14 protein-coding genes and 1 pseudogene are annotated in these 22,606 nt (G+C 25.6%); 5 read left to right on the top strand and 10 right to left on the bottom strand.

Annotated features, from left to right (window positions below; genetic code table 11):
• The 4 genes from Q1J78_RS08700 to Q1J78_RS08310 form a co-directional block, all read right to left on the bottom strand.
• The coding region (locus tag Q1J78_RS08700) for a DUF2992 family protein (RefSeq protein ID WP_300277032.1) at positions 1 to 97 on the bottom strand (97 nt) is incomplete at its 3' end.
• A 275-nt stretch (positions 98 to 372) separates the two neighbouring features.
• On the bottom strand, positions 373 to 1,074 hold the full coding sequence (locus Q1J78_RS08320; protein ID WP_300277028.1) for a VanZ family protein: 702 nt from the start codon (positions 1,072 to 1,074) through the stop codon (positions 373 to 375).
• Entirely contained in the window at positions 1,074 to 1,868 is a 795-nt protein-coding gene (locus Q1J78_RS08315) for a hypothetical protein (protein ID WP_300277025.1), read from the bottom strand. The genes Q1J78_RS08320 and Q1J78_RS08315 overlap by 1 nt, the downstream gene beginning before the upstream one ends.
• Positions 1,855 to 2,436 (bottom strand): RNA polymerase sigma factor, encoded by a 582-nt coding sequence (locus tag Q1J78_RS08310; protein WP_300277023.1) that lies wholly within the window; start codon positions 2,434 to 2,436, stop codon positions 1,855 to 1,857. Before Q1J78_RS08310 ends, Q1J78_RS08315 begins: the two co-directional genes overlap by 14 nt.
• 417 nt (positions 2,437 to 2,853) lie before the next feature.
• Between Q1J78_RS08310 and Q1J78_RS08305 the strand changes: the two are divergent.
• Positions 2,854 to 4,275: pseudogene (locus Q1J78_RS08305) on the top strand (IS1182 family transposase); the annotation flags it as partial.
• 177 nt (positions 4,276 to 4,452) lie between these two features.
• Here Q1J78_RS08305 and Q1J78_RS08300 read toward each other — a convergent pair.
• From Q1J78_RS08300 to Q1J78_RS08275, 6 genes are all read right to left on the bottom strand, one after another.
• Positions 4,453 to 10,194: an NPCBM/NEW2 domain-containing protein gene (locus Q1J78_RS08300; RefSeq protein ID WP_300277020.1), complete on the bottom strand. Its 5,742-nt coding sequence runs from the start codon at positions 10,192 to 10,194 to the stop codon at positions 4,453 to 4,455.
• A gap of 363 nt (positions 10,195 to 10,557) precedes the next feature.
• Positions 10,558 to 12,663: a cell wall-binding repeat-containing protein gene (locus tag Q1J78_RS08295; protein WP_300277017.1), complete on the bottom strand. Its 2,106-nt coding sequence runs from the start codon at positions 12,661 to 12,663 to the stop codon at positions 10,558 to 10,560.
• Positions 12,664 to 12,882: 219 nt separating this feature from the next.
• Positions 12,883 to 14,535, bottom strand: a complete 1,653-nt coding sequence (locus Q1J78_RS08290) for a SulP family inorganic anion transporter (protein ID WP_300277014.1) — start codon at positions 14,533 to 14,535, stop codon at positions 12,883 to 12,885.
• A gap of 270 nt (positions 14,536 to 14,805) precedes the next feature.
• A complete protein-coding gene (locus Q1J78_RS08285; protein WP_300277011.1) occupies positions 14,806 to 15,027 on the bottom strand; it encodes a DUF4318 domain-containing protein in 222 nt (73 codons plus the stop codon).
• Between the two features lie 299 nt (positions 15,028 to 15,326).
• Positions 15,327 to 15,626: a DUF2325 domain-containing protein gene (locus Q1J78_RS08280; RefSeq protein ID WP_300277009.1), complete on the bottom strand. Its 300-nt coding sequence runs from the start codon at positions 15,624 to 15,626 to the stop codon at positions 15,327 to 15,329.
• Between the two features lie 277 nt (positions 15,627 to 15,903).
• Positions 15,904 to 17,274, bottom strand: coding sequence for a Na+/H+ antiporter NhaC family protein (locus Q1J78_RS08275; RefSeq protein WP_300277006.1), 1,371 nt, complete (start codon positions 17,272 to 17,274; stop codon positions 15,904 to 15,906).
• Positions 17,275 to 17,665: 391 nt separating this feature from the next.
• Between Q1J78_RS08275 and Q1J78_RS08270 the strand changes: the two genes are divergently transcribed.
• The 4 genes from Q1J78_RS08270 to Q1J78_RS08255 all read left to right on the top strand — a co-directional run bounded on the left by Q1J78_RS08270 (position 17,666) and on the right by Q1J78_RS08255 (position 22,576).
• Complete coding sequence (locus Q1J78_RS08270) at positions 17,666 to 18,220, top strand: CD3073 family putative ECF transporter S component (protein WP_300277003.1); 555 nt, start codon at positions 17,666 to 17,668, stop codon at positions 18,218 to 18,220.
• A 137-nt stretch (positions 18,221 to 18,357) separates the two neighbouring features.
• Complete coding sequence (locus tag Q1J78_RS08265) at positions 18,358 to 18,981, top strand: TetR/AcrR family transcriptional regulator (protein WP_300277001.1); 624 nt, start codon at positions 18,358 to 18,360, stop codon at positions 18,979 to 18,981.
• Between the two features lie 126 nt (positions 18,982 to 19,107).
• Entirely contained in the window at positions 19,108 to 20,853 is a 1,746-nt protein-coding gene (locus Q1J78_RS08260) for an ABC transporter ATP-binding protein (RefSeq protein WP_300276999.1), read from the top strand.
• The gene (locus Q1J78_RS08255; protein ID WP_300276997.1) at positions 20,846 to 22,576 is read left to right on the top strand and encodes an ABC transporter ATP-binding protein; all 1,731 of its coding nucleotides are present in this window, start codon (positions 20,846 to 20,848) and stop codon (positions 22,574 to 22,576) included. Before Q1J78_RS08260 ends, Q1J78_RS08255 begins: the two co-directional genes overlap by 8 nt.
• The last annotated feature ends 30 nt before the right edge of the window (positions 22,577 to 22,606 follow it).

The following is a 22,606-nucleotide window of genomic DNA, read 5'->3' as shown; positions in this document are numbered from 1 at the left end:
TACAAGCCCTATACTCATTATTAATTGTTTCTTCAAAAACTCCAATCCAAAATGGTTTTTCAAAAAATACAGTAAATTTTTCCGAAATTTTTTTCATATCCTGTTCCTCCTTATGTATAAAATACATAGAATGGACAACCAAGGAGGCAGGTTACTTACGATTAAAATCGCGTCCGGACTACCAACCGAACTGTGTTTTTATCTATGCTATAGTTTTATATTGTAACTATGTATAATATTATAATACAGATAACTTACTTTTTTCAATCTATTTTAATTTAATATAAGAAGTATTGTAATACCTGAAAATATTCAGATAATACATATTATCGAAAATATATTTATTATCTTTCATAAAATCACCTCAATTTATTATATTTTAAACAAAATATATATTATATAATTTCTTATAAATGCTCCAAATAAAATATATAAGATTATTGGTATTACTGTAAAATCAATAAATTCTGAATTGCTAACAAAAATAGAATTATATTTTTCTGGGAGTTTAAAATTAAACTCTGTATTTTTATATCTATTAGAAAAATATTTTGAATAAATACAAATTATAATTCTATAAATAGAAAATCCGATTATTCCACCTAATGTATTCATTATTAAATCATTAATATCAGTAGCTCTATAATTAAAAATTTGCAAAAATTCAATAAATAAAGAAAATAGGAAACTTGTTTTAAATATATTTTTAAAAGATTTAAATTTATCCCAAATTAATGGTAAAATAAATCCAAATGGTATAAACATTATAATATTTAAAAAGTTTGATTCTATTGAATTGTTGTAAAATGGAATAATATTAAAATTTAAATATTCTTTTCTTATCCCAAAATCTATTAAAGATGGTATACCTGCAACAGTAATCATTCCTGTTATAAGAAAAATATATAAAATACAAAGATAGAAATGGGATTTATAAATCCCATTTCTATCCATTTCTTTGTCATAGTTTAAATTTATACTATATATTTTTTTCTTATAATTTTTTATTATTATAAGTATAAGAGGAAATACTGATAAAAAATGTAATGTTGCTTCCTTTAATTCAACTATCATTATAATATTTCTCCTGCCATTTCTATAAGAGTTTGTTCAGAGATTCCTTTTTCTGAAAGAGAATTTATTGAGTATATTACACCATCTTTTTCCCAAATTACACTCACAGATTTTTTGTTTTCTACTTTTTCAGTTCCATAGGAAATTGAGATCTTACCTTCTTTTTCAAGTTTCTTTTCTTCTTCAGATACTTTATAGTTTGGTGGAACAAACTTCATATTCATAGTACTTACAAATAAATCTGTACCTTTTATATTTACAGTTCTACTATGTATTTCTGTCTTTGAAAGTTCTTCTTCTGATGGCATTTTTTTGTATGCAGATATAAATATATCTTCTTCACCAAGTTTTTTATAAGTTAAATCTATTTGTTTTGTTTTATCTAATTCTTTTCCATTTTCATCAGAAGTTGATAGATCTCCTACTGTAGCACCATCAAATTTATATCCGTTTTTAAATTCTTTTACAAAAGTTTTGTGAATTCCAGTTTCTTTTTCCATTTGTTCTATAGTAGGAATTTCTTTATATTTATAGATATTGCTACTACTTGAAAAATATCCCTTTGCTATACCTCCTGCATAAACAGCAACGCTTGTTATTATTATTGCAGATGCAATAGATGCAACTTTTATTATTCTTTTATTATTTTTCATCTTAATCACCTTTTTATTTTTATTTTCTTCTAGCTCTATTTGTTTTTTTATTTTTTCAAACATATCATCTGAAGGTTGAATATCTTCAGATATTTTAACCATAGATTCTCTAATTTTTAAATCTAAATTATCCTTTTTCACATCCAACACCTCCAAAATAATTAAGAGATACTATTTTCCCTTTTAATATTTTTCTAGCTTTAAATAATCTCGATTTTACTGTTCCTTCAAAAATTTCCAACATATTAGCTATTTCTTTTATGCTAAATCCATTAAAATAGTATAATATAACTACTGTTTTATATTTTTCATCTAATGAATTTATAGTATTTCTAATCAAATCAAGCCTTTCATTTTCTAAACATAAACTCATAGCATCTTTTTCACTATTTAAGGCTTTTTCTGTTTTTGAAAATATTTCTTCAATAGGTATATTTTTATTATCAGATTTAGATAATTTCCAAGCTATTCTTGTTAAGATTTTATAAAACCATGGCTTAAAATAATCAGGATTTTTAAGGTTATGTATGTTTAGATAGCATTGAACAAATGTTTCTTGTACTATATCTTCACTTGTATCTTTGTTACTACAAATTAGATATGCAGTTTTCATTGCTGTTGTTTTGTATTTATTGAATAATTCTTCAAAAGCTTCAAAATCTCCTAAAACAACTTTTTCAACTAGTTCTCTATCTTCCAAACTGAACACCTCCTTTTTAGATGCATCTATATATAAGAGATAGTATATATATTTTTGGTTCATTTTATTTATTACTAAAATAATTAATTTTATTAAAATAACTCATATAGTATATCATTCAGAAAAAAAAATAAAAAGGGGTTGTCGCATTAACGCTAGTTAATGTGATGGCTTCTTTTTATTTTTTTTCTGAATGATATATATAAAAAATCACCTTCAGTTGTATAATATAAGCGACAAAACCAATACTATAAAGAAGGTGATTTTTATGAATTATAAAATTCTATTTAATTCTAACATATTATCTGAAAACTATCAATTAAAGCTACCATTAGAATTAGACTTTTTAATTCCTAAGGATGATTCAGTTAGGGTATTAAATTGCGTCATAGATTCTATTAATCTTTCTAATTTAGAAAAACTTATTCTAAAAAAACAAATTTTTCTATTTCAACAATGCTAAAAATAGTTATATATGCAAATATGAATAAAATATATTCATCTAGAGATATTGAAAAAGCTTGTAGAAGAGATATAAATTTTATGTATTTATTAGGCAGAGCCTCTGTTCCCGACCATTCAACAATAGCAAGATTTAGAGCAAATCATTTTTCGACTGTTGCAAAAGATATAATGTCTCAAATAAATAGGCTTCTTTCTAAAATCGGAGAAATTAATCAACAAACAATATATATTGATGGAACAAAAATAGAATCAGCAGCAAATAGATATACTTTCGTTTGGAAAAAATCCATAAATAAAAATTATGAAAAATTAATGGCTAAAATTCCAGATTTCATAAAAAATTGTGAGGAAATGTTTAATTTCAAGATAAAATATAAAGATGTAATAAAAATAAAACATTTGAAAAAACTAATGAAAAAATTAAAAAAAATAGCCAAGGATAATAAAATAGAATTTGTTCATGGAAAAGGTAAGAGAAAAAGTCAAATTCAAAAAAGTATAGAAACTTTGGAATCTTATATATCTAGACTTAAAATGTATAATAGTCATCTTTTTAAAATAGAAAAAAGAAATAGTTATTCAAAAACAGATAATGATGCTACATTTATGAGAATGAAAGAAGATCATATGAAAAATGGTCAGTTAAAACCAGCATATAATATTCAAGCTGGTATTGACTCATCTTATATAACATGGATAGAATCTTTTCCAAATCCTACGGATACAAACACTTTAAAAAGTTTTTTAAATGATTTTGAGATAAATAATAATTTTAGATATAAAAATATAGTAGCTGATGCTGGGTATGAAAGTGAAGAAAATTATGTTTATCTTAAAGATAATAACCAGATATCTTATATAAAAACTTTAGATTATGAAAGTAAAAAGAAGAAGAGTTGTAAAAATAATATAGGAATTGCTGAAAACATGGAATATATTTCAGAAGAAGACTGTTATATCTGTAAGAATAATAGAAAATTGAATTTAGAAAAGGAAATAACTAGAAAAACATCTACAGGATATCAAAGAAAGGTTAGTATTTATTCATGTAATGATTGTTCAAACTGTAAATTTAAGCGAAGCTGTATCAAAAATAATGGTCGCTCAAAAATTTCTTTTGAAGATAGGATTAAAAGGATGGAAGTTTCCAAGACTTTTGTGAGATTAAGAAATGAAAATTTAGACAGAATAACTTCTGATATAGGAATTAAATTTAGGAAAAATAGAAGCATATAAGCTGAAGGAGCTTTCGCTCAAATAAAGAATAATATGGGATTTAGAATATTCTTATCAAAAGGAAAAACTAACATACTTACAGAGTGTACTCTATTAGCGTTAGCTTATAATATTAATAAATTGCATAAAAAAATATTTAACCTATAAAAAATTTTTAAAAAATAAATAGGTTTATTTAGTATGTTTAAATTTATAAAAGCATACTTTTTTATGCGTCAAAATTAATAATTCTATAATTAAAATAAGAAGGTGCTGTCACAGAACGTTTAAAAACGTTCGTGCGACAGCACCTTTTATTATTAAAATGTTATAGTATTCAAATAGCTATATTTTAGTCATATATATAACTACTCCATTTACTTCTTCATCTTCAAAAGTTATATGTATCCCATAAAATCCTGAAGCAATATCTTTTGTATCTATTGTTATTTCATCAGTGTTTCCATCTAGAGCTATTTCTTTAACTATAGTTCCATCTTTTTTTACTATAGACACTTTTTTTGATATATTTTCATTTTTTCTATTGTATACTTTTGTATCTAGTTTTAATGTGTTTTCAGAAGGATATAATTCTCCAATATTAACATGCTGTTTTTCAAATTTAACAGTTTCAAGTTTAGAAAGATTCATTAAAGGATTAAAATCTTTTATAGAACCACTTCCAACTGTTAAATTTACTAATTTTTTAGCATACTGTAAACCTTCTAAACTTTCTAGTCCATCTTCTACAGTTAAACTAGTAAGCTTATACATATCTCCTATAGTTAAATCTCCATTTTCTTTATTTAATTCTTTTCTAATAGCAAGATTTAAGTTATTATCTTTTATAGTAACAACTTCATCAAAGTTTATTTTAGATAATGTTTTTATAGCAGATTTAAGATTTTTTGTAGCAGTATCAACATCTTCTTGTTTGATATCTTTTTGAGATAATAATTCTTCTGCATTAAGTAATGCATTGTTTAAAATAACTATACTTTCATCAGTATAATTATCTTTTTCAATTTTTTTAGCTTCCTCTATAGATTTTGTTAAATCTGTAGTGTCCAATCTGTCAGTATTTACAAAATATAGTTTTGCGTCTGCCCAATCTGCATGGTCTGAACCTTCTCCATCACCACCAGTAGTTGCAATCAGTTTTAACTCTTTAGCATTTGTTATATCGACTTCAACTAATTTTTGAGCATCCTTACTACGCATAACACCACTTTCATAAGCTAAATCTCCATCAACATATACTTTAAATTCAACACTAGCTGGACTATGATATACTTCACGATCCACACCTACAAAAGCACTGAACATATTTGCATTTTTATCAGATAAGTCATACACTATTTCTGAATGAGCATGTGTTCCAATACCTTTTTTATATGTAATAGCGTTATTATCTTTATCAGTAAGTGTTAATGCTCTTTTATCAATAGATACATCTTTTCCTATTGTTCCCCATCCTTTTGTTGCAGATTTCCAATCATAATCACTTAAATATGTGAAATCTTTTTCACTTATTACACTTATAGTTCTTGTTTTTTCAGTTTTATTTCCATCTTTATCTGTTACAGAATAAACTAATTCGTAGTTTCCAATTCTATTTAAGTTGACATTATCCTGTCCAGTTATTTCAACTTTATCTGTTAATATACCATCTTCAGCATCTTTAGCGAAATAATCACCAACTAGATTTTCTAAAGTAGATCCAACTTTTACAGTTTTAGATTTTGGAATAGTTAATTTAGGTTTTGCATTATTAGTAGTCAATTTAGGCTCTACAAATATACCATGATCAGATGTTCTTCCATTCCCTGCATCATTAACTTCTAATTTAAGTTGTTTAACACCTTTTATTGGAACATTAATATACACCATATTGTCGGAATGTCTTAATACTTTAGTTGTCGCTAAAACATTATCATCTCCTAGTACTTTAAAAGTAATACTTGAATAATTCTGAGGAGTTATATTCATATCAACTCCAACTTTTACTTCAAAATTATCATAATTATGGTTTCCTAAGTTATATACTACATTACCATTTGCATGTAATCTTATACCTTTTTCATAATTTTTAACTTCACCTAGTGCTCTACCTTTTATAGAGTCATTTCTTGATGGAGTAGCATGTTCAGTTTGGAAAGAATCCCATTGATTATCAGATAAATAATCGTATTCGTTAACTACATGAACATTCATAACTTCTTTAACAGTAGAACCTTTATCAGTTACTTCATATTCTATAGTATAGTTACCTTTTTTAGTATTATCTACATTATCTTTTATTTTTATATCTGTTATCTTTTTACCATCATAACTATTAGCACTTACATAATCTAAAGGATTATATTTTTCATTTAGATTTAAAGTTAATCCTCCAACTGTATTTATTATTGGCTGATGTGCTTTTGCAGTAGCTTCTTGAGATGGATTTAAGTTTGTATCGTAAGCTATTACTTTATATTCATAATTTGTATTTTCTACTATATTATTATCTATAAATGTATCTTTTGTAGTAAATCCTATAGGTTTATTATCTCTATATATTTCGTAGCCTAATAAGTTTTTAGCATTTTCTTTATCTAATGATATAAATATTTTAGCATTTTCTTTTGTTATATTTGATTTTATTGATAATTTAATATCTTTATTAAATCCTTTGTTATCATTTAGATATTTATTATCATTTAAATACCATAATTTTTTAGTAGGTTCTGGATATTTAGCCATATGTTCAGCAGTTGCTTTACTTACATAGAATCCATGTCTAGCAAAATGTTCTTTTAGATTTAATTTAAGAATATCTGATGCTACAATAGCCATAGCTTCATGTTTATTTTCCCAAGAACCGCCACCAATATTTTGTTCTCTAAATTGCTGCTCTAATTTAGGCCAGAATGTTTCATCATATAATTCTAATTGCCAGAATGGTGCAAGATGAGTTAATAAACTCTTATCACTTTCTGGATACCATTCATTTTTAGAGTAATCTTCTTTACTTACTTTAGGGAATATTTTATTTTCCCATAAATTTTGTTCAGATATTTTACTGCGTTCTTTTTTCATTTCTTGGAAATGTAATGGTAACATATTGTTAGTAACTTCTACTAAAGTTCTATTTGTTGTATCGAAGTTATGTCCCATTTCATGAGTGAATCCCCATCCTGTATTAACAGCTAATGCACCACCTTGTTCAGCTTTATTAAAACCTGTTATACCATTTCCAGCATTCATAAATCCACCACGATCTAGGTATTTTATCATAGAAACGTATCTGAAATTCCAATCAGAATGAACTTCTTTCGAATTATCAAATCCCCAATATTTCATAGTTTCTTTTATTAATTCGTCAGATCTATCTGCTGTTTGACTTGGAAGTAAATTGTTTTTAGTATAATAATCTAGTGCATAACTAGATTTAACATTTACTAATGTTTTATTACTAAATACATCAAATACATCTGGTAATGAAGAATCTTTATTTAATTTTTCATTATATTCTCTTAATTCTTTCATTACTTCTTCATCTGTATCTACACCTTTTATAAAGTGTGGATAGTTAAAACCACCTTCTATTCTCACTTTTGGATTTCTTTTTTGTTGTTCTTTAGTATAAGGATTAGAAGTATATAGTACTCCAGCTTTAGAAACACCAGGTCTTATATCATTTACTTCAACTTCTGGTATTGTTATTATATTTTCACCTCTAGATAAACTTATAATTCTTTGACCATTGTGCCGAGTATCCATTTGTTTGAATATTAATTTTGGTAGTGGTGTTGATGGTTCTGCATCGACATACACTTTTATTTTATCTCCTACCTTTACAGCTATACCTGTTGGTTGCCAATCTTGGAAATTCCAAACTTTTCTTTTTTGACTTTCTGCTATAGAATCTCCTCTACTTTCAAGTTCAAATACATTTTTTTGGTATTTATCATTTGAATTTAGCACATCTTTAGCTCTATTTATTAATTCCATAAGATCATTTTTTAGAGGATGTGAATTAACTTCTTTTTCTAATTTTTGAATTGCATCAATTGAATTATATTCAGGATTTAAATTATTCATTAAATCATCCGTAAATAAATTATATACATTATCTGCTAATATATCTTTTTTAAAGAACATTAACTCATTTAATGTCGCCCAATTCTGATTACTATTTACAAATCTTATCTTTATTCTTCTAAATTTTGTTGGGTTGAATTTTGCTTCCACTAATCCTGATGTTGATGTAGCATTTCCTTTTGCTACTAATTTAAAAGTATTTCCTCTTGTAGTAGGAGATGCGAATATCTCAAATCCTTCTAAGAATCCTTTTCTATCTGTCTGTCTAGCACCATATACAACTCTATCTAAAACAACAGAATCTTTGAATTCTACAGTTACCTCATTTTTCCAATCAGATCTATTTCCAGTATTAGTTTCCCAATATGTATTTAAATCCTTATCGATAGCATTTTTTATAACCCGTTTATCATAATGTCCTGCATTATTACTTATACTTTTTATATTTTCATAAGGCATTCTAAACTCACTTATATATTTTTCATTAGATAAATATTCAAATTTCTTAGTATCTGATTTTGTATTTTCTACATTTTTAGATTCTATTATCTCTCTAGCATTATCTAAATCTTCTTTAAAGTCATTGTAAAATGGATGAGTTTTGCACATCTCTTCTAATTTATTTAATTTATCAATACTATTAAATTCTTGATTAACTTCACTCATAGTATTGTCAGTAAATAATCTATTCATTTGATTAATTACTTCATCTTCTTTATACAAACCAAACTCTGAAGCTAATGCCCAACCTTCATGACCATTTTTAAATATAAATTTAATTCTTCTTGCTTGTACTGGATTGAATTTTATAGATATAGAATCCTGAGTTATATCAGCTTTACCATGAGCAACCTTAGTAAATGTTTCTCCTGTAAGTGTTTTTGAAACTTCAATTTCAAATTCTTTAGCAAAACCTCTGTCTCTTTGTGAAGTATATACTATCTTATCTAGAGTTTTTAATTCATCTAGAGTCATTATAACTTCATTAGTATGATTAGCATTATTTGTAGCATCAGAATGCCAATATGTATTGACATTATTATCTATAGCTTTATCAATAGATTGACTTGCCCAATGTCTACCATTAGTTGTTATATTAGTTATATGTTTATTGTCAATTTTATATTGTTTATCATATTCTAATAATTCTTTTGTTCCAAAGTTTTTAAATTTAGACACTTTAGCTTCTGTAAATTCCACTTTATTATCTTCTAATAAATATTTAGCATCATTTAATATTTCTTTGTACTCGTTATATAAAGGATGATTTATAGCTTCTTTTTCCAAAGCGTTTATTTTTTCTAAAGAAGCATATTCTTTGTTTAATTCATTTTTACTATCATTTGTATATAAATTATTTATTTTATCAGTTAAAGGATCTTCTTTATAGAACCAAATTTCTGATGCACTTGCCCAATCATCATGAGCATTTTCAAATACAAATTTAATTTTCTTTGCTGTTGTAGGATTGAATTTAAATTCCATCATATCTCCAGTTTGAGAATGTTCCCCTTCAGAAATTAATTTAAAATCTTCATCTTTTTCTGTTAAAGAAGCATAAACTTTAAATTTCGTTGGATATCCTTTTCCTTTAACTGCATCTTGTCTTGTTGCATAAGCTATTCTGTTAATTGTTTCTAAGTTTTTAAACTCTACAACTACTGAATTTTTAAACTCATCTTTGTTAGGTCTACTTGTTTCCCAATATGTGCCTAAATTATTATCAAATGCATTTTCTAGCTTAGCACCATTGTTATACCGTCCTCCATTATTAGATATTTTTTCAATGTTTTCTCTTGGTATTCTAAAATCAGTATTATATTTTTCAAAATTACTATACTTACTAATACTAAAATACCCAACCTTTGCTTTTGTTGCTACATTTTCTTTTATGATGTTAGCTTTTTCAGTTGTAATTTCATTTGCATAAACATTTATTACCGGTGAAAAATTACTAACGATCATAGAAGCTGCTAATACCGCTGAGATTTTTTTCTTCACAATTTTCTCCTTTCATGTGTGTAAATTTTAAAATAAAGATTTTTATATTTTTATTTAGATACAAAAATATTATATAAAATAGAAATTACTTTATTTTTTATTATTTTATCTAAATTAAAAAGATTAAATCTTTATTTTATAAATAAATTATACATATTTTTCGAAAAAAATAAATATGTTTTTTAAAATTTATTTTTGAAATATAATATACAAAATACATTAATTTTATATTTATATTTGCAATAAATCTATATTTAATATAATATATGCCTAAGTATGCTTATTTTTGAAAATAAAAAGCTTTGATTTAAAATAAACCAAAGCTTTTTACATTTATAAAGTTATATTAAATTATTTTTTATTCTATTTAAATAATTTTTTTATTTGTTCAAATGCATTTTCATTGCCATTTCCACCAATTTTTGTTATCTTATTAAATTTTTTACTAGATAAATATTCTTTTTGATTTTCATTTAAATTTTCATTAACTAATATTATTGGAGAATTTATTTTTGCAGCATAAGAACTAACTGATAATGCATCTACTAAATCATCTGTTTTTCTAGAACCATCTTTTACAACGAATAAATTTTCTAACTTTTTATTTTCATAGAATGTTTCCATTACTTTAATATTAGTTTCTAATCTATCTTTTCCACTTATTCTAGATACTTCCATATTATTTGATAACTCTTTTAAATTTTTATCTAAATCAGAAGATATTGCTTTTTCTCCACCTATAATGTAACTTCTATTTATTTCTTCAGATTTTATAAATTCTTTAGCATAATTTATATTTCCTTCATTATTAGTTAATAGTATTGGTGTATTGTTGATTGCTGATGGAGAACTAATACTTACAGAATCAGCCAATCCATCAAAGCCATTTACAACAGATATTTTTGATATATCTTTATTTTTATCTATTTCCTTAGCTATATTCATACTTGTTTCAAATCTGTCTTTACCACTTATTCTGACAAATTTTATATTCATATCTTTTAGTTCTTTTTCTATATTTTCATCTAATACATTAGTTCCACCTATCAAATATACTGTTTTAACATTTAATTCATTTATTTTATTTTTTACTTCTTTAGGTATTTCTGTTTTTTTAGTTAATAAAATAGGAGCATTTTTTAAATGAGCTAGAGGAGTTGCTGTCATAGAATCTACAATTGAATTAGCATTTGTTAATATAAGATTGTCAGAACTACTCCACATATCACTTATTTTTAAAGCTGTTTCAAATCTATTTTCTCCTGTAATATCTTCTATTGTAGGAGAATTTTTATTTGGAATAAACGGATTTGAAGGAATTGACGGAATTTTATGTTCTATAACATTAACTATTCTACTCTCTTCTGCTTTATTTCCCCAACCATCCTCAACTTCATAGAATAGCTCATATTTTCCAACTTTATTTATATCAAAATCTTTTTCATTTTTACATATAATTTTAGATGTAATATCTTCATCTTTTTCATCTTTATCTATTAAATTTCCATCTGAATCAACAGCTCCTTTTTTATCTGTTGCCGTTACGCCAGACATTATATCAAATTTTGAACCTTTTTCAACATCAATTTCTTTTTTATCTATATTTATAATAGGAGCAGAACCATTGTTGTATTTTAGATTTATATTTACAGAACCAGAGAAAGTCATTTTTCTACCATAATCATCTAATTTCTGATCTTCATTAAATTCATATTTTAAATCTTTAGGTTTATTTTCTAAGTTTCTCCATATTATTTTATTATCAGAGTCTTCATATTCACCATTATTTTCTATATTATTTGGTCTTATTAGTTTATTTTTTATATTTTTTAAATTATTACCAATTTTAAACTCTTTATCAATAATATTTACATACTTATTTATATTTATATTTTGATTCGCAACACTTAAACTTGGTATATGTATAAACATTTTTTCAATAGTGAAATTTTTTAATCCTGATATATCAAATATGCGATTATTGTCTAAATCTAATTTTAATATTCTTTTACGATCATTTTTTTCATATATATCTAATTGTTTTTTATATAATTCTCCTAAAACGCTAGCATCTTCTATTTTATTATTATTTAAAGAGACATCTGTTAATCTCAATAAATTCCCAAGTTTGCTTATATCTTTTATATCATTATTACTTAAATTTATATTTTCAAGATTTATAAGAAATTCTATTCCATCTAAATTTTCTATTTTTCTATTGCTTAAATCTATTTTTTCTATTTTTTTTAGTTTATCTTCTGTTAATTCATTTGAATCAGATATTTTTAAGTTTTCCATTATTCCTTTTCTTAGATTTTCATCTTGAAATTCTATAACCTTATTTGTTGAGTCAGCATATCCTGATTCATTTGTTAGTTTTTCATTTTCTAATGCAGATACTGTTAAAACATTTGCCTGTGATATTAAAGTCCCTGCTAATACAACTGTAGCTATTTTATTTTTTTGCATATAAATTTCCCCTTTTTGCATTCATTATTTTATATGATATTAATTATCATTTTCATTTATTATATATTAATTTATCTTCAACAAAAAGAGTTTTTTCTTTATTTATAAATTTTATCAATAAAAATGAACATATTTTATAAATTTCTATTGATTTTATAAAAAAATCCTTTGCTAAATTAATTAACAAAGGATTTTTCTTCTATGTTTTTATATCTTTTTCTATATTTCTTCTGCTCTTTCAAGTGCAGTATCTATTGTATTACAAAGATTTTCTCTACCTATATCATCAATAAATCCAGATTTTTCCATAAATTGAAGTGGTTGTTCATTTACATGTGATAAAATTAGTACAACATTAAATTTTTTACATTTTTTATGTAATTCTCGTAACTTATTAAGTGAAGTTGTATCCATAGCAGGTACACTTCTCATTCTCAATATTATAGCTTTTTTAGATTTATCAAAAATTACATTGTTTATTTTATCTGCCGCTCCAAAAAACATAGGTCCTGTTATTTCAAAAACTAATACATTTTGAGGAACATATTTTAATGATATATTTTCTGAATCTTTGTCTTCATCATAATTTTCGTCTTCTTCTTCAATATATTTCCATCCATAGACATCTGTAACATCTGCCATACGTCTCATAAATAATACCGATGCCAATACTAAACCAAAACCTATTGCTATTACAAGGTCGAAAACTACAGTTAATGTAAATGTTGTTATTAATACTATAATATCACTTTTAGGAGATTCTTTTAAAACATCTACAAATTCTCTCCATTCACTCATATTATAAGCTACCATAAATAATATGGCTGCTATACAAGGCATTGGTATTAGTGCAGCATAAGGCATCAATAGTACTAAAGTTATCAATAATACTATTGCATGTACCATACCTGCTATTGGAGAATGTGCTCCATTTTTTATATTTGCTGATGTTCTAGCTATTGCTCCTGTCGCAGGAATTCCTCCAAATAAAGCCGACGCTGTATTTCCTATACCTTGAGCAATAAGTTCCATATTTGAATTATGTCTACTACCAATCATTCCATCTGCTACAACACAAGATAATAATGATTCTATTGCTGCAAGAATTGCTATTGTAAATGCATCTGGAAGTACATTTCTAACAACACTATATGTTATATTTGGTGCTGAAAAATGTGGTAAAGATGATGAAATTGTATATAGATCTCCTATTGTATTTACATTTAAATTTAGTATTTTTACAAGACTTGCACTAATTATTACTGCTACAAGTGAACCCGGTATTTTTTTTGATATATGAGGCCATATGATAAGTATAAAAAGAGAAATAAAACCTATAAAAATTGCCATCTTATTAGCTGTATTAATACATCTAAAAATTTCTGTTACTTTTTCAACTGTTTCTATTGGTGAGTTTTTGAAAGTTAATCCCATAAAATCTTTTATTTGTCCGATAAATATCGTTACTGCTATTCCTGAAGTGAATCCTGTTGTGATTGTATAAGGTATGAATTTGATAAGATTTCCCATTTTCAGTATTCCCATTAGTATTAGGAAAATACCTGCCAATATAGTAGCTACTATTAATCCATTCATTCCATCAGTTGCAACTATTCCAGCAACTATGCTCGCAAAGGCTGCTGTTGGTCCAGCAATTTGCACTTTACTTCCACCTAGCATAGAAATTATAAATCCTGCTATTATCGCCGTATAAATTCCTTGTTCCGGTCTTACACCCGACGCAAGTGCAAGTGCTATCGATAATGGAAGTGCAATTATTGCAACAATTATTCCAGCTATTAAATCTTTTATTAATAATTTAGCTGAATAATCCTTCATCGAGTGGACCAATTCTGGTCTTAAAGTTTTCATAAATTATCCTCCTAGACTATAATTATTCATTTATTATAATAATAGTTTACCATTTAATAATTTATAATAAAAGAATTTTGATTTTTTTATATATATTATATTCATTTTATAATAATCTTATTTTTAAATTTAATAAAAAATAGCTATTTTTCAATAGCTATTTTACAGTAATATTATATATTATATGTTTTTTGCATAGTTTTATTTTTTTATTTCATCGTTTGACAAATGTAAACTTTTAATAAAAAATCCGTATTATTTTAAAAATAGTTATTTTATCCTACATTTTATAAAATAGTTTCCCCTTATAATTTCTGTTGAGATTCGATATATTTCACCATCTATTTCAACTTCTTTTTCAGATATAAAATTGTATGTTACATTATTTTCAGTACAATATTTATCTATACCTTTTATTATATCATCAATATTTGGAGCTATTGATGAATCTTCTAAATCGATTAAAAATGCTTTTTTCATGAAATTAAACATAGATATACTCCTTTTTTTTAATATATTAAATATATTATAAAACAAATTTATACTTTTTCAATAATATGATATATAAGAGGTAATAAAATAGTATATAAAAGGTAATATAAGTTTTATTATTTTTATTTATCTAAGATCAAATTTATACTTTTAGCATATTATTTAATAATATAAAAAAAGCAGCCGACATCGACTGCTTTTTGGGGGTATTTGCTGTATCTAGACAGCTAAATGCGAACAGATTACTTTAATTTATTTTATTAACAACTATTTAAAAAATAGTCTGCCATACACAAGAATTAAGCCTGGCAGCAAAGTTCTTTATTTATTTCTTCTAAGCATTCAGTAAATGCACTTTTGCTACTGCTCTTTTTTCTAAAAACAGGTATAGACTGTTTTTTTGCTTTTGTTTCTACTATATTGCAAATTTTATGAGATACAGTAGATGTTAAGATAACAACTGCATCTGGATTTCCTATAGAGTTTGCTAATTTATTTGCTTTTTTTGTACAGACTTTCGTTTTAAATCCTGATTTTTTACCCATTTCTAAATAATCCTTTTCCATTCTTTCATGGCCACCTACTACTAATATACTCATAATTATTCCTCCTTATGTATGGTAGATTATTTTTATTCTACATTATAGATATTATTTTCGAAATTATGATTATCATTATCAATGAATATTTTTAAAATATGGGGAGATTAAATCTCCCCTATATTTTAAAGAGTGTGTAAAAGTTATTATAGTGTGAAAATTGTTTAAAGTTTAGATTAATTCTATCAAATGTTTTATTGATAATCATTATTACATAGATTATATTATCATCAACTTTAACAAAGGTCAATGAATTTACAGAAAATGATATTTTTTATCATTTAGAATTTTTCATTTCAGCTTTATCTAACTCCCAATTCCAAGGTCTTTTTTTTATAAGTCCATCTGCATAAGGTATAAATATAGATATTATAGCAAATACAGCTAATAATTGTTGATACCATAGTAAAGGGAATAAATCTAAAGGACTTAATGCACCTGATGTCAAACTTCCAGCAAGAAGTATCTGAGCACCATATGGTATAAATCCTTGTAATATACAAGTCCATATATCAAGAAGTGATGCTGTTTTTCTTGGATCTAACTTGTATTTTTTACTAAGTTCTTTAGCTATTGGACCAGTTATTATTATTGCAACGGTATTATTTGCAACAGCCATATCGGTAACTGCTGCTATAGCTGATATTCCAATTTGAGCACTTTTTTCACCTTTGATAATTTTTTGAATTTTTTCAAGTAACCACTGTAATCCTCCATGTTCTGTTACCATATGAGCAAGCCCACCTGTAAACATAGATAATAAGAAAATCTCATTCATACCTGCAAATCCAGTGTAAATGCTTTGTGCGAATGTAAGTGGATTTAAATCTCCATAAATTATACCTATTATTCCTGAAACTAAAGTACCTATTCCTAATGTCATAAATACATTAAATCCTGATATTGCAAGTCCTAATACTAATACATATGGTAAAACTTTTACTATATTAAAATTCAATTGTTCAAGAGGAACAACAGTTTCTGGTTTACCAAAAAATATTAGAAGTACAAAAGTTATTAAAGCTGCAGGTAAAGCTATATAAAAATTAACTTTGAATTTATCTTTAAGTTCACAATTTTGTGTTCTTGTCGCTGCTATAGTTGTATCTGATATTACAGATAAATTATCACCAAACATAGCACCACCTATTATAGCTGCTACTATAAGAGTAAGATTTAAGCCTGCTTTATTTGCTGTTGCTATAGCTATTGGAGCAACCGTACTTATTGTTCCCATAGATGTACCTGTTGCTACTGAAAGAAATGCTGATATTACAAACATACCTGCTGTTATATATTGTGCTGGAATAAGTGATAATCCAAGATTTACTGTAGAATCAACACCTCCCATAGATTTTGAAACAGTTGCAAATGCACCTGCAAATAAATATATAAAACACATTATAAGTATATTTTCATGTCCACATCCTCTTGCAAAATCTGAAAACTTTTCATCTATACTACCATCAAATATTATGAATGCTACAATAACTCCTGCGATAATTGCAACTGGTGCTGGTAATTGGTAAAAAGCCATTTCTTTTCCAGAAAGTTCTAATATAATTCCTGTTCCTAAATATAGTAATATAAAAACTATAAACGGAATCAGGGCTTTAGCTTTAGGTTTATTTTCCTGTATTTTTTCCATATTAATCCTCCTTTTGACTTAATTAATAATAAAGATTATATTTTTTACAATTATAGATTATTTTTAAGAACATAATTCTTTTACCTAATATTAATAACTTACTTCTGATAATTTATATATTAAAAATATTTTCTTATAATATATTTATTATACACTATAAATATACATTTTTTCAATAACTGCTAACTTAATAAAGGTTTTTATATTAATTTTTTGATTATAAATTAATATTTAAAGTAGATATAATTTATATACAATATAAGTAATAAATCTTTATTATTTTTAATATATAGATAAAATTAATAGTTATTAATAATCTAATAGATAAAAGCAATTTTATTTTTATAGATTTGTATATTATTATATATATAGAAAAAGGAGGAAGTATGTTATGAATACTAAAAAAATTACATTCTCAGCAATGTGTGTTGTTATAAACTTAGTTTTAGGTATGATTATGGGAATTATAAATATTCCTTTATTATTTCTAGACACAATAGGAACTATTCTTGGAGCAGTTGTTCTCGGTCCATTTTGGGGTGCTTTAATAGGTGCTTGTAGTAATCTTGTTTTAGGTGTTATATCAGATCCAACAAATATACCTTTTGCATTTGTAAGTATTGCTATTGGATTAGTTGTCGGATTTATATCAAAAAATAAAATTTTTGGCTACAAAAAAGCTATTTTAACAGGTTTATTACTTGCTATTATATGCCCTCTAATAGGTACACCTATTTCAATATATATGTTTGGTGGTCTTAGTGGGAGTGGTGCTGATTTATTAGTTGCTGCATTATTAAAATCTGGTCAACAGATATTTACATCAGCTTTCTTCCCTAGAATTTTAAGCAATATAATAGATAAACCATTATCATGTGTACTAGTAGTTTTATTTATTTCAAAAATGCCTAAGAATTTTATATCTCAATTTAAAAATCAAATATAAATTTTATTATAAAAACTATATTAAAAGATAAAAAGTATATAAAAAATAGAGTACAATAATTTGTACTCTATTTTTTTCTTGACTAAAAAAAATTATACTTTTATAATATAACTAAGTTATCAGTTGGAGGTGTTGGTATGGCGGTAGGTACATATGAAATCACTCACGATAAAATACTTGAAAGTGGTAAAAAGTTATTTTTAGAAAATGGATATGAAAGAACGAATTTGAGGGCTATTTGTAAAGGTGCAGGAATAACAACAGGAGCATTTTATAGACATTTTGATGGTAAAGAAGCTCTTTTCTCTGCATTAGTAGATCCTCTTATAAATTCTATAGAGCACAAATTTAAAAATGCAACTAATCTCTGTTTAGATGAACTATCTAATGGCAAACTTGCAGCTTTAGATTATGTTTCTGAAGAAGCTATTTTTGAAACAATAGATTTTATATTTGATAATTTTGATTTATTTAAATTATTGATTGATTGCTCTGATGGAACGAAATATTCAAATTTTGTGGATTTTATTGTAGATTTAGAATTGGATAGTATGGAAAGAGTTTCTATATTATTAAGAAAAAATAATATTAAAATTAATGATGTTAATAATAATGATTTGCATATAATATATCATTCATATTACTCTTGTTTATTTGAAATAGTTCTTCATGATTATTCAAAAGATGAAGCTATACGTTGTGCAAAAACTATTTTTGACTTCTTTATGGCAGGTTTTCATAAAGTACTCGGCCTTTCTTAGAAAAGGTCTATATTTTTAAATTTAAGATAACTTAGTTAGCACTCTTTGTTAGCTTACTTAGTTATTATTTTAATCACTTTCCAATGGATAACAAAAAAATAAATATAATTAAAGGAGGTTTATCTTATGGAAAACAAAAATCCAATGCTCAGACTTTGGGAGTTAGGAGAAAATCAACATTCAGGATTAATAAAAGCTATATTTTTATCAATTGTTGGTGTTATTTTTGGAATGATTCCATATTTTGCTGCATCTAAAATCATAATCGGTTTATTAAATAGCAATTTAACTAAATCCGAAATAATTTTTTGGTGTACTCTTTCAATAACAGGATATTTCCTAAAAGCTATTTTATACAATTTATCACTTTCTTTTTCTCATAAAGCTACATTTACAATTTTAAAAAATGTAAGAGAAAAAGTATTATTTAAATTACCTAATCTTCCTCTTGGAACAATACTAGATACTTCTAGTGGAAAAATCAAACAAATAATAGTAGATCAAATTGAAAGTATGGAAGTTCCTTTAGCACATCTTCTTCCAGAAATGACAGCTAATGTATTTGGGCCTTTATTAATATTAATCTACTTATTTATAATAGATTGGAAAATGGCATTACTTTCTCTAGTATCAATACCTTTAGGTTTTTCTTTCATGTCTGCTGTTATGAAAAATTATCCTCAAAAATATGCTGAAGCTGTTGAAACTTCTCAATATATGAATAATACTGTAGTTGAATATTTTAATGGAATAGAAGTTATAAAAGCATTTAATCAAGGTAAATCTTCTTATTCAAAATTTATAGATAGTGTTAAAGCTAATGCATCTTTCTATTATAATTGGATGAAAGAATGCCAGCTTCCTATGTCTTTATCAAAAACAATTGTTCCAACTACTATGATAACTATACTTCCTATAGGTTGGATTATGTATATAAATGGAAGTCTAAGTATAGAATCTTTTATTACAACTATAATGCTATCTTTGGGAATAACAGGTCCTCTTTTAGCTGCAATGGATTTTGTTGATAGCTTGGCTAAAGTTGGTACTATAATAGATTCTGTTGATTCAATCTTGTTAGCTGAAGAACAAGAACATTCTAATGTTCCTGTTAAATTCTCTTCTATGGACATAAAACTAGATAATGTTTCATTTGGATATAATGAAGATACTGAAATTTTACATAATATTTCTTTAGATATAAAAGAAGGTAGTAAAAATGCTTTTGTTGGTCCTAGTGGAAGTGGGAAATCTACAATTGCTAAGTTAATAGCTGGTTTTTGGGATGTATCTAAGGGAAATATAAGTATTGGAGGTCATGATTTAAATAATGTTCCTCTTGAACAAATATATGACCAAGTTGCTTTTGTATCACAAGATAATTATTTATTTGATGAGAGTATATTAGAAAATATAAGAATGGGTAATTTAAATGCCTCAGATGAAGATGTTATAAAAGTTTCAAAATTATCAGGTTGTGATAAATTTATTAACAAATTAGAAAATGGATACAATACAATTGTTGGAAATGGTGGTACTCATCTATCTGGAGGAGAAAGACAAAGAATTTCTATTGCTAGAGCAATGCTAAAAAATTCACCTATTGTAATACTTGATGAAGCTACAGCTTATATAGACCCTGAAAATGAAGATATCGTTCAAAAATCTATATCTAATCTTGTAAAAGGGAAAACTGTAATTACTATAGCCCATAGAATGTCTACAATTGTAGATTCTGATAAAATATTTGTTGTTTCTGATGGAGTTATAAAAAATTCAGGAACACATGAAGAATTACTAAATTCTGATGAACTTTATAAATCTATGTGGTTTGCTCATATTAATGCAAAGGATGGTGAAGAAAATGATTAATGCATTCAAAAAAATATGGCAATTTGCTGGAGATGAAAGTAAAAATATTAATAAATCTATAGCATTAAGATTTTTATATGCGATATTCAATATGTTTCAAATAGGGGCAATTTACTATATAATAATAGCTCTTACACAAAATGATAAATCAATTACTCCAGCACTTACATCTTTTATCTTTTTAATTATAAGCATTGCTGGAAGAACTGCTACAAGTTATTTTTCTCAACTTCAACAAACTCATGCAGGATTTTTTATGTCTGCAAATAAAAGAATGTTTCTTGGTGATAAAGTAAAGAAAATTCCAATGGGATTTTTCAATGAACATAGTTTAGGTGAATTTACAGGAATAGCTACAAGCGTTCTTGAAGATGTTGAAAATACAGCTACTATGGTAATGGTAAATATTTTAGGTGGATTTATAAACTCAATTATATTTATCTTAATGATACTGTTTTTTGATTGGAGAATAGGAGTAATTGTTATATTAGGTACTATTTTGTATCTAATTATAAGTTCTATGATGGAGAAAAAATCTTCAATATTAGCACCTAAAAGACAACGCTCTAAATCAGAGCTTGTATCTGCTATATTAGAACATATACATGGAATGGGCGTAATAAAATCATTTAACTTGACAGGAAAAGGCGATAAAAAAACTAGAGATGCTTTAGAAAATTGTAGAGTAAGTAATATAAATTTAGAAAAACTATTCACACCTTATATTATTTTACAAGAAATAATACTTCACATTTTTAGTGTTGCTATTATACTCTTCTCTATTTATTTCTCTTTAAATGGTACAATGAATTTAGCAAACTCTTTAATGTGCATTATAATTTCATTCACTATTTTTGCAGAAATATCTTCAGCTGGAAGTAGTTTATCTATTTTAAGAGTTGTATCTAGTTCTATAGAACAAGCTAATAAAATGGATAATATAGAAGAATTGGATGCTAAGGGAATAGAATTTTCACCAAATAAACACAATATCTCTTTTGAAAATGTTTCATTCTCTTATGGTAAAAAAGAAATACTTCACAATATATCTTTTGATATAGATGATAAGAGTCTAACAGCCATAATTGGTCCAAGTGGATCTGGAAAAACAACTATATGTAATCTTATTGCTAGATTTTGGGATATAGATAGTGGTAGTATAAAAATTGGAAATAAAGATATAAAGGAATATACCTTAGATTCATTAATGTCTCAGATAAGTATGGTTTTCCAAAATGTTTATTTATTTGCTGATACTATTGAAAATAATATAAAATTTGGAAATCCTAATGCTAGTCATGAAGATGTTGTAAATGCAGCTAAAAAAGCTTGTTGTCATGATTTTATAGAAAGCTTACCTGATGGATATTCTACTATCATAGGAGAAAATGGTAGTACTCTATCTGGAGGAGAAAAACAAAGAATTTCTATTGCTAGAGCAATGCTAAAAAATGCACCAATTGTTATTTTTGACGAGGCTACTGCAAATGTCGATCCTGAAAATGAAGATAAACTTCAAAAGGCGATTGAAGAATTAACTAAAAATAAAACTATTATTATGATAGCTCATAGATTAAAAACTATCAAAAATGCAGATCAGATTTTAGTTGTAGATGATGGAAATATAGTTCAACGTGGAAATCATGAAGAGCTTGTAAATCAAGATGGTATTTACTCTAGATTTGTAAATAGTCGTAAGGAAGCTATAAATTGGAAAATATAATATAGATAATAAAACCCTTCTAAAAAATAG

It is taken from the genome of Peptacetobacter sp. (genome assembly GCF_029264495.1).
Lineage (GTDB): Bacteria > Bacillota > Clostridia > Peptostreptococcales > Peptostreptococcaceae > Peptacetobacter.
Note: the sequence above shows the minus strand (reverse complement) of the source record. Positions and strands in the feature narration are given on the sequence as shown.

What these genes read in the sequence shown, in the direction of transcription:
- Q1J78_RS08275 (WP_300277006.1), bottom strand. Translation starts at nt 17,274, where the DNA reads ATGGAAAAAATACAGGAAAATAAACCTAAAGCTAAAGCCCTGATTCCG.
- Q1J78_RS08280 (WP_300277009.1), bottom strand. Translation starts at nt 15,626, where the DNA reads ATGAGTATATTAGTAGTAGGTGGCCATGAAAGAATGGAAAAGGATTAT.
- Q1J78_RS08285 (WP_300277011.1), bottom strand. Translation starts at nt 15,027, where the DNA reads ATGTTTAATTTCATGAAAAAAGCATTTTTAATCGATTTAGAAGATTCA.
- Q1J78_RS08265 (WP_300277001.1), top strand. Translation starts at nt 18,358, where the DNA reads ATGGCGGTAGGTACATATGAAATCACTCACGATAAAATACTTGAAAGT.
- Q1J78_RS08260 (WP_300276999.1), top strand. Translation starts at nt 19,108, where the DNA reads ATGGAAAACAAAAATCCAATGCTCAGACTTTGGGAGTTAGGAGAAAAT.
- Q1J78_RS08295 (WP_300277017.1), bottom strand. Translation starts at nt 12,663, where the DNA reads ATGCAAAAAAATAAAATAGCTACAGTTGTATTAGCAGGGACTTTAATA.
- Q1J78_RS08290 (WP_300277014.1), bottom strand. Translation starts at nt 14,535, where the DNA reads ATGAAAACTTTAAGACCAGAATTGGTCCACTCGATGAAGGATTATTCA.
- Q1J78_RS08320 (WP_300277028.1), bottom strand. Translation starts at nt 1,074, where the DNA reads ATGATAGTTGAATTAAAGGAAGCAACATTACATTTTTTATCAGTATTT.
- Q1J78_RS08270 (WP_300277003.1), top strand. Translation starts at nt 17,666, where the DNA reads ATGAATACTAAAAAAATTACATTCTCAGCAATGTGTGTTGTTATAAAC.
- Q1J78_RS08255 (WP_300276997.1), top strand. Translation starts at nt 20,846, where the DNA reads ATGATTAATGCATTCAAAAAAATATGGCAATTTGCTGGAGATGAAAGT.